This is a genomic window from Pseudonocardia sp. DSM 110487, assembly GCF_019468565.1.
GTDB lineage: Bacteria > Actinomycetota > Actinomycetes > Mycobacteriales > Pseudonocardiaceae > Pseudonocardia.
In genome coordinates this window covers 5,732,088-5,746,275 of sequence record NZ_CP080521.1, presented here as the reverse complement: position 1 = coordinate 5,746,275, position 14,188 = coordinate 5,732,088, and the positions used below count along the sequence as shown (strand labels likewise).

Annotated in this window: 16 protein-coding genes; 12 read left to right on the top strand and 4 right to left on the bottom strand. The window is 73.0% G+C overall.

Annotation, left to right across the window (positions count from 1 at the left end; genetic code table 11):
* Positions 1-91: 91 nt before the first annotated feature.
* On the bottom strand, positions 92-754 hold the full coding sequence (locus K1T35_RS26805; RefSeq protein WP_220254590.1) for a spermidine synthase: 663 nt from the start codon (positions 752-754) through the stop codon (positions 92-94).
* Positions 751-1,815: a methyltransferase domain-containing protein gene (locus K1T35_RS26800; RefSeq protein ID WP_255620765.1), complete on the bottom strand. Its 1,065-nt coding sequence runs from the start codon at positions 1,813-1,815 to the stop codon at positions 751-753. Before K1T35_RS26800 ends, K1T35_RS26805 begins: the two co-directional genes overlap by 4 nt.
* Positions 1,816-1,914: 99 nt before the next feature.
* Between K1T35_RS26800 and K1T35_RS26795 the strand changes: the two genes are divergently transcribed.
* Entirely contained in the window at positions 1,915-3,051 is a 1,137-nt protein-coding gene (locus K1T35_RS26795; RefSeq protein WP_255620764.1) for an MFS transporter, read from the top strand.
* A 5-nt stretch (positions 3,052-3,056) separates the two neighbouring features.
* Here the strand turns inward: K1T35_RS26795 and K1T35_RS26790 are convergent, their stop codons facing one another.
* Positions 3,057-3,680 carry a LysE family translocator gene (locus tag K1T35_RS26790; RefSeq protein ID WP_220254587.1) on the bottom strand — a complete coding sequence of 208 codons (624 nt, stop codon included), beginning with the start codon at positions 3,678-3,680 and terminating at the stop codon, positions 3,057-3,059.
* Between the two features lie 95 nt (positions 3,681-3,775).
* Here K1T35_RS26790 and K1T35_RS26785 point away from each other — a divergent pair, with 95 nt between their 5' ends.
* From K1T35_RS26785 to K1T35_RS26735, 11 genes are all read left to right on the top strand, one after another.
* Positions 3,776-4,999, top strand: a complete 1,224-nt coding sequence (locus K1T35_RS26785; RefSeq protein ID WP_220254586.1) for a sugar ABC transporter substrate-binding protein — start codon at positions 3,776-3,778, stop codon at positions 4,997-4,999.
* A complete protein-coding gene (locus K1T35_RS26780) occupies positions 4,996-5,931 on the top strand; it encodes a carbohydrate ABC transporter permease (protein ID WP_220254585.1) in 936 nt (311 codons plus the stop codon). The genes K1T35_RS26785 and K1T35_RS26780 overlap by 4 nt, the downstream gene beginning before the upstream one ends.
* Positions 5,928-6,749, top strand: coding sequence for a carbohydrate ABC transporter permease (locus K1T35_RS26775; RefSeq protein WP_220254584.1), 822 nt, complete (start codon positions 5,928-5,930; stop codon positions 6,747-6,749). Before K1T35_RS26780 ends, K1T35_RS26775 begins: the two co-directional genes overlap by 4 nt.
* 14 nt (positions 6,750-6,763) lie before the next feature.
* Positions 6,764-7,663 carry a dihydrodipicolinate synthase family protein gene (locus K1T35_RS26770; protein WP_220254583.1) on the top strand — a complete coding sequence of 300 codons (900 nt, stop codon included), beginning with the start codon at positions 6,764-6,766 and terminating at the stop codon, positions 7,661-7,663.
* Positions 7,656-8,360, top strand: a complete 705-nt coding sequence (locus K1T35_RS26765) for a FadR/GntR family transcriptional regulator (protein ID WP_220254582.1) — start codon at positions 7,656-7,658, stop codon at positions 8,358-8,360. The genes K1T35_RS26770 and K1T35_RS26765 overlap by 8 nt, the downstream gene beginning before the upstream one ends.
* Positions 8,361-8,363: 3 nt before the next feature.
* On the top strand, positions 8,364-9,299 hold the full coding sequence (locus K1T35_RS26760; RefSeq protein WP_220254581.1) for a dihydrodipicolinate synthase family protein: 936 nt from the start codon (positions 8,364-8,366) through the stop codon (positions 9,297-9,299).
* 156 nt (positions 9,300-9,455) lie between these two features.
* Positions 9,456-10,238 carry a helix-turn-helix domain-containing protein gene (locus K1T35_RS26755; protein ID WP_220254580.1) on the top strand — a complete coding sequence of 261 codons (783 nt, stop codon included), beginning with the start codon at positions 9,456-9,458 and terminating at the stop codon, positions 10,236-10,238.
* Between the two features lie 62 nt (positions 10,239-10,300).
* Positions 10,301-10,780 (top strand): nuclear transport factor 2 family protein, encoded by a 480-nt coding sequence (locus tag K1T35_RS26750; RefSeq protein WP_220254579.1) that lies wholly within the window; start codon positions 10,301-10,303, stop codon positions 10,778-10,780.
* Between the two features lie 163 nt (positions 10,781-10,943).
* Positions 10,944-11,444 carry a hypothetical protein gene (locus tag K1T35_RS26745; protein WP_220254578.1) on the top strand — a complete coding sequence of 167 codons (501 nt, stop codon included), beginning with the start codon at positions 10,944-10,946 and terminating at the stop codon, positions 11,442-11,444.
* Positions 11,445-11,446: 2 nt separating this feature from the next.
* The gene (locus K1T35_RS26740) at positions 11,447-12,595 is read left to right on the top strand and encodes a sensor histidine kinase (protein WP_220254577.1); all 1,149 of its coding nucleotides are present in this window, start codon (positions 11,447-11,449) and stop codon (positions 12,593-12,595) included.
* A complete protein-coding gene (locus K1T35_RS26735; RefSeq protein WP_220254576.1) occupies positions 12,592-13,257 on the top strand; it encodes a response regulator transcription factor in 666 nt (221 codons plus the stop codon). The genes K1T35_RS26740 and K1T35_RS26735 overlap by 4 nt, the downstream gene beginning before the upstream one ends.
* On the opposite strand, the gene K1T35_RS26730 is transcribed toward K1T35_RS26735, so the two are convergent.
* Complete coding sequence (locus K1T35_RS26730) at positions 13,254-14,159, bottom strand: alpha/beta hydrolase (protein ID WP_220254575.1); 906 nt, start codon at positions 14,157-14,159, stop codon at positions 13,254-13,256. The two genes, K1T35_RS26735 and K1T35_RS26730, sit on opposite strands and share 4 nt — an antisense overlap.
* Positions 14,160-14,188 lie beyond the last annotated feature (29 nt).

The following is a 14,188-nucleotide window of genomic DNA, read 5'->3' as shown; positions in this document are numbered from 1 at the left end:
TGATCATCGGTTGGGTGCGCGGCCGGCCGGATGTGGCCGCCGGTGCACCCGACCGGCGATCTTCCGCGGTATGTGGTGTCGAGGTGGAGAACTAGGCTTCCTGGCGCGGATCGATCCCCAGCGTCACCACATCCGGTGCGCCCCGATCCGCCGGCACCTCGAGCGTCGTGACTTCGCCGAACAGCCCGCCCATCCGTGCCACGAGGGCGGGGGAGGGGGCGGTGCTCCACACGGCGAGCACCCCGCCCGCGGAGAGGGCGCGCGCGGCCGCGGCGAGGCCGGAGTCGGTGTAGAGCCGGGCGTTGGCCGGGCTGACGAGCCAGTCCGGTCCGTTGTCGGTGTCGAGGCAGATCGCGTCGAACGACCCGGGCGCCGCGGTCGCGATCCGGTCGGCGACGTCCGCCTCGTGCACCGCGACGCGCGGGTCCGCGAGCGCGTCGCCGTGCAGCGGCGCGAGGGGCCCGCGGTTCCAGTGGATCACCGCGGCCTCGCGCTCCACCACCTCGACCGCGGTGACCGCGGGGTGCACCAGCGCGGCGGCGAGTGAGAACCCGACACCGAGCCCGCCGATGAGCATCCGTCCAGGCGGCGGCATGCGGTCGGCGGTGGCCGAGACGAGCAGTCGTTCGGAGCCGCCGCCTCGGGTGTCCATGAGGAACACCCCGTTGGCGACGATCTCGTGGTGCTCCCCGTCCCGGCGTAGCACCAGCTCGCCCGCGAGGCCGGTGGTGCGCTCGACGATCTCGTTGCTCACGACTCCTCCGTCCGGCAGACGTACATGCAGTTCTGCGGGCGCGGCGTGTCGAACACCTCGACGTCGGTGAACCCGGCGTCGGCGAGCATTTCCGTCGCCCGTTCCTGGCCCCACATCGCGCCGAGCCCGCTACCGCCGGTCGCGATGGAGGTGGGCACGCAGAACAGGAGGCTGACCCCGTAGGAAAGGGGGGCGTACGGGTTGCCGACGTTGTCCTCCAGCCTCGTCGCGAACTTCGTGTCGATCATCACGAACACGCCGTCCGGCGCGAGCGCGTCCCGGATGCGGCGCAGCACGACCTCCGGCGCCGCCTGGTCGTGGATCGCGTCGAACGCGGTGATCACGTCGTAGGGCTTGTCGGGCGCGAGGTCGGCGGCATCGGCCACGGCGAAGGCCGCGTTCGGGAGGTCGAACGCGGTGCGCTCGGCCTCGGCGTCGGCGATCGCGTCGGTGGCGATGTCGAGGCCGTCGAACGTCGAGCGCGGGAACCGGCGCGCCAGCACGTTGACGGCGTGGCCGGTACCGCAGCCGAGGTCGAGCACGCGCACCCCGGCGCGCAGTCGCTCCAGCAGGCCCGGCACCGGCCCGAGGAAGCCGTCGACGAGGTGCTCGTCGTAGATGTGGCGCCACGTCTCGCCGAGCCCGCCCGCCGACACCGCGGCGTACTCGGCGATCGGGACGCCGCCTCCGTCGGTGAAGCACCGCTCGACCTGCGGGAGCACGGACCCGAGCGTGCGCAGGCTGCTCGCGGCGGGGCCGATGTTGCGCGACGTGGCCCCGGTCAGGAGCGCCGCGTGCTCGGCGGGCAGCGAGTACCGGCCGCCTGCCGGGTCGTACTCCATGATCCCGCCGGTCACCATGGCGCCCAGCCACTCGCGCACGTACCTCTCGTGCAGCTCGGCGCGTTCGGCGAGCTCCATGCTGGTGGCAGGGCCGCGCGCCGCGGCCGCGAACAGGCCGGTGCGGTGGCCGATGCCGATCAGCATCGTGAGCACGCCGCCGGTGAGGATGCCCAGCAGTTGCTCGCCGAAGGCGCGGGTGCGATCCGGGTCGGGGTCCACGCCGACGAGTCTTCCAGCCGTCCGCTCTACGGCGACGACCTTGGTGCCTCCGTCCCGATCCGGGTACTCGACGGCATGCATCCAGTGGGGGGACGGACCGTGCAGACACAGGCCGCCGTCGGGGCCGTGCGCCTGGCGGCGGCAGGGCTGGCGGTCATCGCGGTCTGCTACGGCCTCGCCCGGTTCGCGTACGGCCTCTTCGTCCCGGCGTTCACGGTGGAGTTCGGGCTCGGGGCCGCGGCGGCCGGCGCGATCGCGTCGAGCAGCTACGCAGGCTACTGCGTGGCCGTCGTCGCGGCGACGCTCGCGACGGTCCGCTGGGGGCCGCGGGCGGTCGCGACGGCTGCCGGGCTCGCCGCGGTGCTCGGCACCGGCCTGATCGCGCTCGCCCCCGGTGTGCCTGTACTCGCGGTGGGCGTGGTGATCGCCGGGTCGAGCACGGGCCTGGCCTCCCCTCCGCTGGCCGACGCCGTGGCCCGGTGGGTGCGGGCCGACCGCGCCGACCGCGTGCAGACCGTGGTCAACGCCGGTACCGGGGTCGGGGTGGCGGTGTCCGGGCCGATCGCGCTCCTGCTGTTCGGGAGCTGGCGCCTGGCATGGGCGACCTACTGCGGGATCGCCGTGCTGGTCACTGCGTGGACGGTCGCTACGATCCCGGGTGGCCGGACCCGTCGCCAGTCCGAGGACGCCGCCCGCGGCCCGTGGTGGCGGCCGGGGACGGGACGGCTACTGCTGGCCGCCGCGGCGCTGGGGGCCGGCAGCGCGGCGGTGTGGGTCTTCGGGCGCGACCTCGTCGTGACCGCGGGCGTGAGCGCGGCGGCCTCGACCCTGATGTGGATCGCCCTCGGGGTGGCAGGGGTGGCGGGCGCGTTCACCGGCGACCTGGTCGCGCGGACCGGGCTGGGCCGCGCGTGGGTCGCGGGAATGTTGCTGCTCGCCGCCGCGACCGCCGCGTTCGCACTCGCGCCCGGCGTGCTGCCGGTGGTGTTCGTGGCGGCCGCGCTGTTCGGGGCGGTGTACATCGGTCTCACCGCCGTGCTGCTGGTCTGGGGGACGCGCACCTACCCGGACGCGCCCGCGCTCGGGGTGGGCGCAGCCTTCCTGCTCATCGCGGTGGGGCAGACCCTCGCCGCGCCCGCGCTCGGCCTGCTGTCCGACCTCACGACGGCGCCGGTCGCGTTCGGCGCGGCGGCGATCGCGGCCGCCGGAGGTGCGCTCGCGCTGCCGCGCGCCTGAGGGTCTCAGCGGGTCAGCGCGAGCCGGGCGGACAGCCCGATGAAGATCGATCCGGTGGCGATGTGCAGCCGCCGGACCGCGCGGCGCCGCTCGGCGAGCAGCGTGCCGAGCCGCCCCGCGAGCAGCCCGATGGGACCGTCGACGAGCAGGTCGACCACGACGAACGCGGCGCCGAGCACGAGCAGCTGTGTGGTGACGTTCCCGCGGGCCGGGTCGACGAACTGCGGCAGGAACGCGGCGTTGAACAGCACGACCTTCGGGTTGAGCAGGTTGGTGAGCAGGCCGCGGCGGAAGGCGCGCCCGCGCCCGCCGCCCGCCCCGTCGGCGCGCACCAGCGGCTCGTCGCGCCTGCGCAGCGTCGCGATCCCGAGGTAAAGCAGGTACCCGGCCCCGCAGATCTTCACGACGACGTAGAGCGTGGGCACGGCCGAGAACAGGGCGGCCAGTCCGAACGCGGTGGCCGTCGCGTGCACGGCAAGGCCTGCGGCGACACCGGCGGCGGCGCAGAGCCCGACGACGGGTCCGCCGGTGGCGCCCACCGCCATCACGAACAGCATGTCCGGCCCCGGAGTGAGCACGAGCAGCGCGACGGCGACGACGAAGGCGGCGAACAGCGTTGGGTCCACCATCACCCGAGCCTGCCACAGCAACGAGTGCCGCGCCGCGTTGACAGAGGTTAGATATCTAACCTATTTTCGTCCCGACTCGGACAAGGAGGTCGGACATGCGGACAGTCGTGAGAGCCACCGTGGTGATGGCCGCCGCCGTCCTCGCGGCGGCGGGGTGCGCGGGCGGCGGTGGCGAGACCGGTGGCGGCGATGCGGCGGAGCCGCTGTCGGTCTGGCAGTTCTACGGCGACGAGTCGATGCCGACCGGCAAGCCGCTCTACGACCTCGTCGCCCGCTACGAGCAGCAGAGCGGCACCGACGTCGACATCCGCTTCATCCCGTACGACGACTTCAACCGCACCCTGACCCAGGCCGCGGCGGCGGGTGACGGCCCCGACATCGCGCTGATCAGCGCGTTCGACACGGCGGCCATGGCCGATGCCGGCGTGATCCAGGACCTGAGCCCCCAGGTGCAGGCGTGGGGGCAGCAGGGCGAGTACTTCCCGACCAGCTGGGAGTCGACGCAGGCCGACGGGAAGACCTACGGCGTCCCGCACCTGGCCGACGCATACGCCGTCTACTACAACACCGCGATGGTGCAGCAGGCCCCGACGACGTGGGCCGAGATGGAGGCCACCGCCGCGTCCCTTTCCGGCCAGGGCCGGGCCGGGCTCGCGGTGAGCGGGATCGAGGGCGCAGAGGGCGCCACCGGCCTGGCGATCCGGATGCTCGCGGCGGGCGCGCAGCCCACCGAGATCGACAGCCCCGGCGGGCACGCCGCGCTCGAGTCGTTCCAGCGGATGGTGCAGAGCGGCGCGCTGTCGGAGGGCTTCCTCACCTGGAACGAGGAGGACGCGAAGAACCAGTTCGCCACCGGCCAGGCCGCAATGATGATCAACTCGGCGACGTACGTGAACATCCTGCGCGAGGAGAACCCCGACCTGCAGTGGAGCGTCGCCGTGCTGCCGTCGGAGACGACGGGACAGACGATGCTGTCCGCGGAGAACCTGACGATCGGCGCCACCAGCGACGACGTCGACCGGGCATGGGACCTCATCAGCTTCATGCAGCGGCCCGACGAGCTGCAGGTCTACCTGCCGGAGCGCAACAAGCTCCCGGCCCGCGACGACGTGCCGGGCACCGCGGAAGACCCGGTTCGCGCGGTCTTCGCCCAGCAGCTCCAGCAGGCGTGGGCGCCCGACGCGGCGCTGGCACCCCACACCACTGAAGTACTGACCGCGCTGCAGGCCGCACTCCAACAGGCGATCAGCGGCACCCCGGTCCCGGACGCCGCGCGCAGCGCCCAGGCCACGATCGACGAGGCACTCGGGACGTCATGACCGCGGTTCTCGAGCGCACCCGCACGCCGGCGCCGGCCCACCGGCCGCGCCGGCGCGCGGGTAACCGCGCTGACCAGCTGTTCCTGCTGCCCGCGGTGCTGTTCGTCGCCGTCACGGTGGTGTATCCGCTGGTCTACAGCGTGCTGCAGGCGTTCCAGGACGTCGGCCTCAGGGAGGTCATCAGGGGCGGCGCCGAGTGGGTGGGGTTCGCCAACTTCGCCAACCAGTTCGGTCGCGCCGAGTTCTGGCAGGCCCTGTGGCTGTCGCTGGTCTACACCGTCGGCACCGTGGTGCTGACCTACGTCGGCGGCCTCGCCCTCGCGCTGCTGTTCGTCCACCGGTTCGCGGGCCGCAACGTGATGCGGGCGCTGCTGATGCTGGCGTGGATCCTGCCGACGGTGGTAGGTGCGAACGTGTGGCGCTGGCTGCTCGACGGCTCCTACGGGCTGCTCAACGCGGTGCTGCGCGGCCTCGGCCTCATCGAGGGCGATGTCTTCTGGCTCGGCCAGCCCGGCCCGGCGCTGGTGTCGGTGATCGCGGCCACCGCGTGGAGCTTCGCGCCGTTCGCGATGATCCTGCTGGTCGCGGGCCTGCAGGGGGTTCCGACGATGCTGTACGAGGCAGCGCGCATCGATGGCGCCTCGGCCTGGCAGCAGTTCCGGCACGTCACGCTTCCCGCGCTGCGGCCGGTCAGCGTCACGGTGATGCTGCTGATCTTCATCTTCGCCTTCAAGACGTTCGACACCATCTACCTCATGACGCGGGGCGGCCCGGGCGGCGCCACGCTCACCCTGCCGCTCTACGCCTTCCAGGAGGCGTTCGAGTTCCGCCGCTACGACACCGCCGCGGTGGCCACCACCGTCATGCTGCTGGTGCCGCTGGTGCTGTCGATCTTCTACTTCCGGTCGCTGCGCAGGGAGGAGACAGCATGACGCGCGAGCGGATCCGGCTCGGCATCGCCGTCGCCGTGACGGCGGTGTACCTGCTGCCCGTCTACTGGATGCTCAACACGTCGTTCAAGCAGCAGGCCGACGTCTTCGCGAGGCCGCCCGCGCTCGTGCCCGTGCCCCCGACGCTCGCGGCCTACCAGACCGCGGTGTTCGGCGACCCGGACATCGCCCGCGGCCTGGTCAACACGTTCGTCATCGCGACCGGCACCACGGTGCTCACGCTGGTCGTGGCGGTCCCGGCGGCGTACGGGCTCGCCCGCCTGCGCATCCGGTGGGTCACGCCCGCGCTGCTGCTCTTCCTGGCCGTGCAGATGATCCCGGCGGTCAACCTCGCGCTGCCCATGTTCGTGCTCTTCGGGCGGGTGGGGCTGGTCAACACCTACGCGGGGCTGATCATCGCGAACTGCTCGCTCTCCATCCCCCTCGCGATCACGATCATGCGGCCGTACTTCCTGTCGGTCCCCGGCGAGGTCCTCGAGGCCGCGCGCGTGGACGGCTGCACGACGTTCGGCGCGTTCGTCCGCGTGGCCCTGCCGGTCAGCATCCCCGGCGTGATCACGATGGCGGTTGTCAGCTTCCTCGGCGCGTGGGGCGAGTTCGTGTTCGGCCTCGCGCTCGCGACCGGCGACGAGCTGCAGCCGGTGAGCGTGGTGATCGCGAAGCTCACCAACGCGTTCGGCACCCGGTGGAACGAGCTCATGGCCGTGTCCGCTGTGGTTGCCGTGCCGGTGATCGTGCTGTTCGTGCTGCTCCAGCGTTACATCGTGGCCGGTCTGACCGACGGTGCCACAAAGGGTTAGAGAGGACTCGCTGCATGCTCGAGATCTGGGCCGCCACGCCGACCCCGTTCACGCCGGACGGGAAGCTGGCCCTCGACGTCGTCGCGGCGCAGGCCGCACACCTGCACGCCACCGGCGTGGCGGGCGCGTTCGTCGGCGGGACGACGGGCGAGTTCGCGGCCATGGACGCGGCCGAGCGGCAGTCGCTGGCAGAGGCGTGGCAGGACGCCCGCCCCTCCGGCTTGAAGCTGGGCGTGCACGTGGGGCACACCGACCTCGCGCAGGCGCAGCAGCTCGCCGCGCACGCCGAGTCCTGCGGGGCCGACCTGATCGGGGCAGTCGGCCCGTACTACGGCGACGCTCCGACCCTCGACGCGCTGGTGGCGCACCTCGCCGCGATCGCGGCGGCGGCGCCGGGCACACCGTTCGGCTTCTACCACATCCCGAGCATGACCGGCTCGCGTTTCCGGCCGTCCGAGGTGGTCGCGGCGCTCGCCGCGGCGGCGCCGACCACGGGCGCCGTGAAGTTCACCGATGGCGACCTGCTCGAGTACGACCGCACCCGCGCGGCCGCTCCGGGGATCGACGCGTACTTCGGACGGGACGAGCTGCTGCCCGCCGGGCTGGCCTGCGGTGTCGACAAGGTGATCGGCAGCCTCTACAACGGCATGGCTCCCCTGGCACATGCGGTCGCAGCCGCGTTTCGCCGCGGCGAGCCTGCCGAGGCCTACCGGCTGCACGCGCCGTTCCGCGAGGTGGCGAGGGTCGCGAACGCGAACGGCGGGATCGGGTTCCTCAAGGCGCTGATGAACGCGCTAGGCCCGGACGCGGGCCCGGCGCGGTCGCCGTACGGCCGCCTGGACGACGCTTCCGCTGCTTTGGTGGGCGAGCTGGCCGCTGCCGTGCGTGCGGCGCTGGAGGGCGTCGATGGCTGAGAAACGGGTCAAGAACCCGATCTACCGCGAGGCACAGGCCCGGCTGCGGGACTTCATCACCGAGGCCGGGCTCGGCCCGGGGGACCGGTTGCCGTCCGAGTCCGCGCTCGCGGAGCGGCTCGGCGTGAGCCGGCTGTCGCTGCGCGAGGCCACGCGCAGCCTGCAGACCCTCGGCGTCATCGAGGCCCGGCACGGCAACGGCCTGTTCGTCTCGGCGTTCTCCTTCCGCCCGCTGATCGAGCAGCTGCCCTACGGGCTCGCCGCGGCCGGCACTGCCTTGGAGGAGATCCTCACCGCGCGCGAGGCGATGGAGCTCGGCCTGATGCCGGCGGTCGCGCGGCTGAACCCGCAGGTCGAGCTCGCCGAGTGCGCCCGGCTCGCCGACGAGATGACCGCGCTCGAGGCGCGCGGGAAGCCGATCACCGAGGTCGACAAGCGGTTCCACCTGGTGCTCTACCGGGCGCTGGGCAACCCGCTCGTCGACAACCTCATCGAGGTCTTCTGGGAGCTGTTCACGCGGCTCGGCGACTCGATCCCGGTGCCGCCCGAGGGCGGACGCGGGGCGGTGCACCTGCGGATCATTCGTGCGCTGCAGTCCGGCGACGCGGGCGAGAGCATCGCGGCGATGCAGCAGCACTTCGACGACATCCGGGAGCGCGCCGCCCTGCTGCGTACCCCGGAATCGGATGCGGGCTGAGCAGTGGAGTCGCTGACCGCGTCCGCGCTGCACGGCGTATGGGCCACCGTGCTGCTGCCGATCCGGGACGACGAGAGCATCGACTTCGACCGGCTCGCCGTCGCGCTCGACCGGGTGCTCGCCTCCGGCGTGCACGGCATCTACACCAACGGGACCGCGGGTGAGTTCCACACGCTCACCGAGGCCGAGTACGACCGGCTGCACGCGCTCGTCGCGGAGCGCTGCACCGCGGCGGGCATGCCGTTCCAGCTCGGGGCGAGCCACCCCAGCGGGCAGCTGTCCCTCGAGCGGATCGCCCGCGCCGCCGACCTGCGCCCTTGCGCGATCCAGGTGGTGCTGCCCGACTGGTTGCCGCTCGGACCCGACGAGGTGCTCGCGTCCGTCGAGCGCATGGCCGCCGTGGCCGACGGGGTGCCGCTGGTGCTCTACAACCCGCCTTACGCGAAGACGCAGATCCCGCCTGAGCTGTTCGGGAAGCTCGCCGACGAGGTCCCGGCGCTGATCGGCGTGAAGGTGCCCGGCGGCGACGACGCCTGGTACACGCGGATGGCCGACGCGGTGGGCGGCCGCCTCGCGATCTTCGTGGCGGGCCACACGCTGGCCTCCGGGTACGCCCGCGGCGCTGCGGGTGCGTACTCGAACGTGGCCTGCCTCAGCCCGGCCGGTGCCGCCCGCTGGTACGCGCTGATCACCAGCGACCTGCCCGCCGCGCTGGCGTTCGAGGAGCGGCTGCGCGGCTTCCTCGACGCCCACATCGGCCCGCTCGGCCGCGCCGGCCACTCCGATCCCGCGCTCGACAAGACCCTCGCCGCGATCGGCGGCTGGGCCCCGATCGGCACGCGCGTCCGCTGGCCGCACCGGTCGGTCGACGAGGTGGCGGTCCCGGCACTGCGGGCCGCTGCGGAGGCTGCCGTCCCGGAGCTGTTCATCGGCCCGTGAGCCCCGGTCGGCTCAGACCGCCCGCTCGTCCCCGCGTTCCTCGACGCCCGTTTCACACCAGCCGAGCGCGGAATGCGGTATGACCCGCGGTGTGAGGCAGCGGCGCTGGACCGGGCGGGGCGCATGAGCGCCCCGCCCGGACGTGCGGTGCAGAGGGTGATCGAGTGGCCGGGCATGCGCTCGGAGTACTCCTGGCTGCCCCCGCACCGCGAACCGACCGTCACGCGGCCCCACCAGGTCGGCGTGTCGTTCTCCGCGCACAGCCGCCAGGAGTTCGAGTCCGGCGGGCGGGCCCTGCGGACGGACATCCGGGCCGGCGCCGTGTTCGTCACCGGCGAGGACGGCATCACGTGGGGCGGGGTGGACGGCACGACGGAGGCCCTCGAGATCTACCCGGATCCCGGGCTGGTGCGCCGCGTCGCCACGGACGCGCCGAGCATCGAGAACGCGCTCGGCGTGCGCGACGCCGTGGTGTACGGAATGGCCACCCTCGTCAGGAGGGCGCACGTCGTGGGCGGGAACCTCACCGACGTCGAGGCCAGCACGATCGCCCACCGCCTGGTCGCCCACGTGGTGCGTGCCTACGGCGACGGTGGCGCACCGGTCGCTCCCGCGGTCGGGGCGCTGGACCGGCGGACGGTCGACCGGGTCACGGACTACGTCGACGCCGACCTGACCGCGACGATCACACTCGACGCGATGGCGGGCGTCGCCGCGCTCAGCCCGTTCCACTTCGCCCGGGCGTTCAAGGCGACCACGGGGCTCGCGCCGCACCGGTTCGTCACCGCAAGGAGGCTGGAGACGGCGAAGGCGGCGCTGCTGACGTCGGACGCGAGCGTCGTGCGGGTGGCGCACTCGGTCGGGTTCTCGAACGTGAGTCACTTCCGTCGGGTGTTCCGCCGGGAGTTCGGGGTCGCTCCGGGGGAGCTGCGGCGCTGAGCGGGCGCGTCCGCAAGATCGGACCCTCCGTTGCGGCACCTCGCTGTGCCAAGGTCCAGCGCGTGCCCGCATCCGATGAACCCGCCGCCGTGCTCACCCGCCTGCTCCACGCGATCGACGACGTCGACTGGGACGGGGTGCGCGCCTGCCTCGCCGACGAGGTGCGCACCGACTACTCCGAGCTCTTCGGTGGGGAGCCGGAGTCGCTGCCCGCCGACGAGCTGGTCGAGCGCTGGAAGGGCCTCGTGCCGGGCTTCGACGCCACCCAGCACATGACAGGGCCGTGCCTGGTGGAGGAGCGCGACGGCGGGCTCGTGGCGCAGACCCACGTGCGCGCCTACCACCGGATCGGCAGCGGCGACGACGCAGCCGTGTGGGGCGTGCACGGGCACTACGTGGTGCCGCTCGTGCGCACGGCCGACGGCTGGCGGATCGGCGGGATCACCCTGCGGATGTTCTACCAGGAGGGCGACACCGGCCTGCCCGCGAAGGCCGCGGAGCGGGCCGGGGTGTCACCCCGGGTGGCCCGCACGCGAACTTAGTGCCCCGCCAATGGATCTCCGATACGCCCGCGGGAGTACGGGCAGGCGTCCGCGGGTGGTAGACCGAACTGACGCCCGAGGCAGGTCGTCGGGAACGCCGGCCGAGGGAAGACTCCGGGGACAGGCCGGGGACGGACCCGGCGTCCTCACAACGGAGACCTCCTTGAGACAGCGCGCTGCTCTTCCCCTCCTCGTCGTCCTGTCGGCGCTGACCGCCTTCGGTGCGGGTCTGTCCTTCATGACGCACATGCACCACAGGGCGCTGTGGTACGTCGACCAGTCGCGGATGGCGGCGTTCGACGCCGCCTACGAGTCGCTGTCGGATGCGACGGTCGTCCCGACCTCCGTGCTCGGCATCGCGTGCACGGTCACCCTGCTGGCGTTGTACCGGCGCGCGGTTACGGTGTGGTTGCTCGGGCTCACGCTCGTGCTGCAGCTCGCGGTCGTCGTGACGAGGATCGGTACGTGGGGAACGTGGGCGCAGGACGTGCGTGACGCCGGATCGGTGGTGCTCGCCGACGGGGCGCCGCACCCGTCGTACCTCCTGTACATGGAGACCAACTGGATGCGGATCACCCTGGTCGCCGGATATGCCGTGCTGGCGCTGGTGACGGCGACGACCGCCGTCACCCGCGCCGCCCGCCCGGCCGCTGTCGTCGCCTGAGGATGCGGGCGTCGATCGCACGGTGGGCGGACCCGCTGCTCGCCGTGGCCGCACTGGCGGTGGTGGCCACCGCGGTCGTGATCGAGGACGGGCCACCCGATCGGCCGGTTCTCGTCGCAATCGGGCTGTGCGTCGCCCTCTGTGCGCCGCTCGCCCTTCGGCGGCGTGCACCGCTGGCCGTGCTGGGCGTTTGCCTCGTCGCCGCCGCCGCCCACCAGGGCCTTGGCTACCCGCCCGAGCCGGCGATGCTCCCCGTGCTGGTCGCGCTCTACACGGTTGCGGGGACGCGCGCGCTGCCGCGGGTCGCGGGGCTGGTCGGTGCCGTTCTCGTGGCGGTCGTTGCGCTCATCGGGTGGCGTGCCCGGTCGAGCCCGCAGGAGCTGTTGGGCGCCGTGAGCTGGATCGCCCTGGCCGTAGCGCTCGGCGAGGGAACCCGGGCGCGCGACTCGTATCTCGCGGCGGCGGCCGAGCGCGCCGAACGCGCGGAAGCGGCGCGCGCCGCCGAGACCCAGCGCCGGATCTCCGAGGAGCGGCTGCGCATCGCATGGGATCTGCACGATCTGCTGTCCCACAGCATCTCGCTGATCAACGTGCAGGCCTCCGTGGCCACGCACGTCGCGCGGGCCGGCGGCGCCGCTCGCGACGACCTCGTCGCGGCGCTCGCCACCATCGCCGAGGAGTCGCGCACGAGCATGGCCGAGCTCAGGGCGGCGCTCGGAGTCCTGCGGACTTCCGACGGGGCCGAGGACGAGCGGTCGCCGGCACCGGGTCTGGACCGGCTCGACGAGCTGGTGGCCGGGGCCGCGGCGCGGGGGGTCGAGGTCGCGGTGAGCACCACGGGGCGGGCCAGAGCGCTGCCGCCCGCGGTCGACGTCACGGCCTACCGGGTGGTGCAGGAGGCGCTCACGAATGTGGCCCGGCACGCGCCCGGTTCGCGCGCACGGCTCGAGATCGGGTACGGCGACGAGGTGGTGAGCGTGGAAGTGTTCGACGACGGGCATGGCTCAACGGACGCCGGGGCTCCCGGGACCGGTCACGGGCTGCGGGGGATGGCCGAGCGGGTCGCCGCGGTCGGGGGCCGGCTGGACACCGGCCCGCGTCCCGGAGGCGGCTTCATGGTGTGCGCGGAGCTCCCGACGGAGGGCCGATGACGATTCGGGTGCTGCTCGCCGATGACCAGACGTTGGTGCGCAGCGCCTTCGCGCTGCTCGTCGGTTCCGCACCGGACATGGACGTGGTGGCGCAGGCGGCAGACGGCCGCGAAGCCGTCGCGCTGACGCGGGAGAGCCGGCCCGACGTCGTGGTGATGGACATCCGGATGCCCGAGCTGGACGGGATCGCGGCATGCCGGCTGATCGCCGACGACGAGGATCTCGCTACGGCGCGCGTGCTGGTGCTGACCACGTTCGAGACCGACGAGAACGTGTTCCGGGCGATCCGCGCGGGTGCGAGCGGATTCCTGGCGAAGGACACCCGCCCCGAGCACCTGCTCGATGCGATCCGGACGGTTGCCGCGGGTGACTCGCTGCTGTCGCCCCGGGCGACGCGGGCCCTGATCGCCCGGGTGCTGCGGGTGCCCGACCCGCTCCCGCCGCCGGACGGCGCGGTGGCCCGACTGACCGACCGCGAGCGTGAGGTGCTCACCCTCGCCGCCCACGGCCTGACCAACCAGGAGATCGCCGACGCCCTCGTCCTGAGCCCGCTGACGGCCAAGACCCACGTTCACCGGATCATGGGCAAGGTCAACGCCCGCGATCGGGTGCAGCTGGTCATACTGGCGTACGAGTCTGGGCTCGTCCGCCCTGCGGACTAGCCCGAGGTCCCCGCCAGGTGGGCGCGGAAGTGGGCGTCCACCGCGTCCACCGCGAGCGTCACCTGCGGGTCCTGGTCGTAGAAGTCGATCTGTGTGCCCTCGGCCCACACCGTCTCAGCGGGGCCTGCGACATTTCCGGCCACCGCACGAAGGTTCTCCGGCAGCACGCAGCCGTCGCCGTGCACGAACAGGCTGGGCACGCGCACCTGCCGCGCCGCCGACAGCCCGTCGAACGTCAACCAGTACACCCAGCTGAGCTCGGCCATCTCGTTCACCCAGTTCGACACGGCGCCCCGCTTGGGCGAGCCGTAGTAGTCCAGCTCGAAGAACATCCCGGCCCGGTCGTTCCCGGCTTCGTACGCCGGGACCGTGCGGACCTCGCCGGTGCGCTGGTAGGCCGCGAGCGCCTCCTCCCCGCGCTCCAGCCGGAGTGCGACGCCGTCGTCGCCGCCGTAGAACGGTGCCACGGTCCGCGCGTCGTGGTACCAACCCGCCACGCTCGCGAATGCGTCGATCGGCGCTCCGGCCGCGATCGCGCGCACCGCGTACTGCGCGCTCGCGCAGACCGCGAGGTACCCGATCGCGCCCGGCCGCACGAAGGACAGCGTCGACACCGCCCGGGTCGCGGTGATCATGTCGTCGATCTTGCGGGCGGGCAGCTCCGCCTGCCGCGGCGCGCCGTCGCTGGCGCCGAAGCCCGCGAAGTCGAACGTGACGACGGTGTACCCGCGCTGCGCGAGGCGGGCCGCGTACAGGTCGGCCATCTGCTCCTTGACGGTCAGCCACGAGCCGCTGATGACGATGGTGGGCTGCGGCTCGACGAGGTCGGGAACGCTGCGGTGGAGGGTGGCGGCCAGCGACGTGCCACCCGTGAAGAGCTGGAGGGGACGGGGTTCGGTCACGGCTCCACCATCGCAGTCGGGTGCCGGGC

Coding starts and splice junctions, on each gene's coding strand:
- K1T35_RS26740 (WP_220254577.1), top strand. CDS start 11,447: ATGCGGGCGTCGATCGCACGGTGGGCGGACCCGCTGCTCGCCGTGGCC.
- K1T35_RS26735 (WP_220254576.1), top strand. CDS start 12,592: ATGACGATTCGGGTGCTGCTCGCCGATGACCAGACGTTGGTGCGCAGC.
- K1T35_RS26790 (WP_220254587.1), bottom strand. CDS start 3,680: ATGGTGGACCCAACGCTGTTCGCCGCCTTCGTCGTCGCCGTCGCGCTG.
- K1T35_RS26785 (WP_220254586.1), top strand. CDS start 3,776: ATGCGGACAGTCGTGAGAGCCACCGTGGTGATGGCCGCCGCCGTCCTC.
- K1T35_RS26780 (WP_220254585.1), top strand. CDS start 4,996: ATGACCGCGGTTCTCGAGCGCACCCGCACGCCGGCGCCGGCCCACCGG.
- K1T35_RS26770 (WP_220254583.1), top strand. CDS start 6,764: ATGCTCGAGATCTGGGCCGCCACGCCGACCCCGTTCACGCCGGACGGG.
- K1T35_RS26775 (WP_220254584.1), top strand. CDS start 5,928: ATGACGCGCGAGCGGATCCGGCTCGGCATCGCCGTCGCCGTGACGGCG.
- K1T35_RS26765 (WP_220254582.1), top strand. CDS start 7,656: ATGGCTGAGAAACGGGTCAAGAACCCGATCTACCGCGAGGCACAGGCC.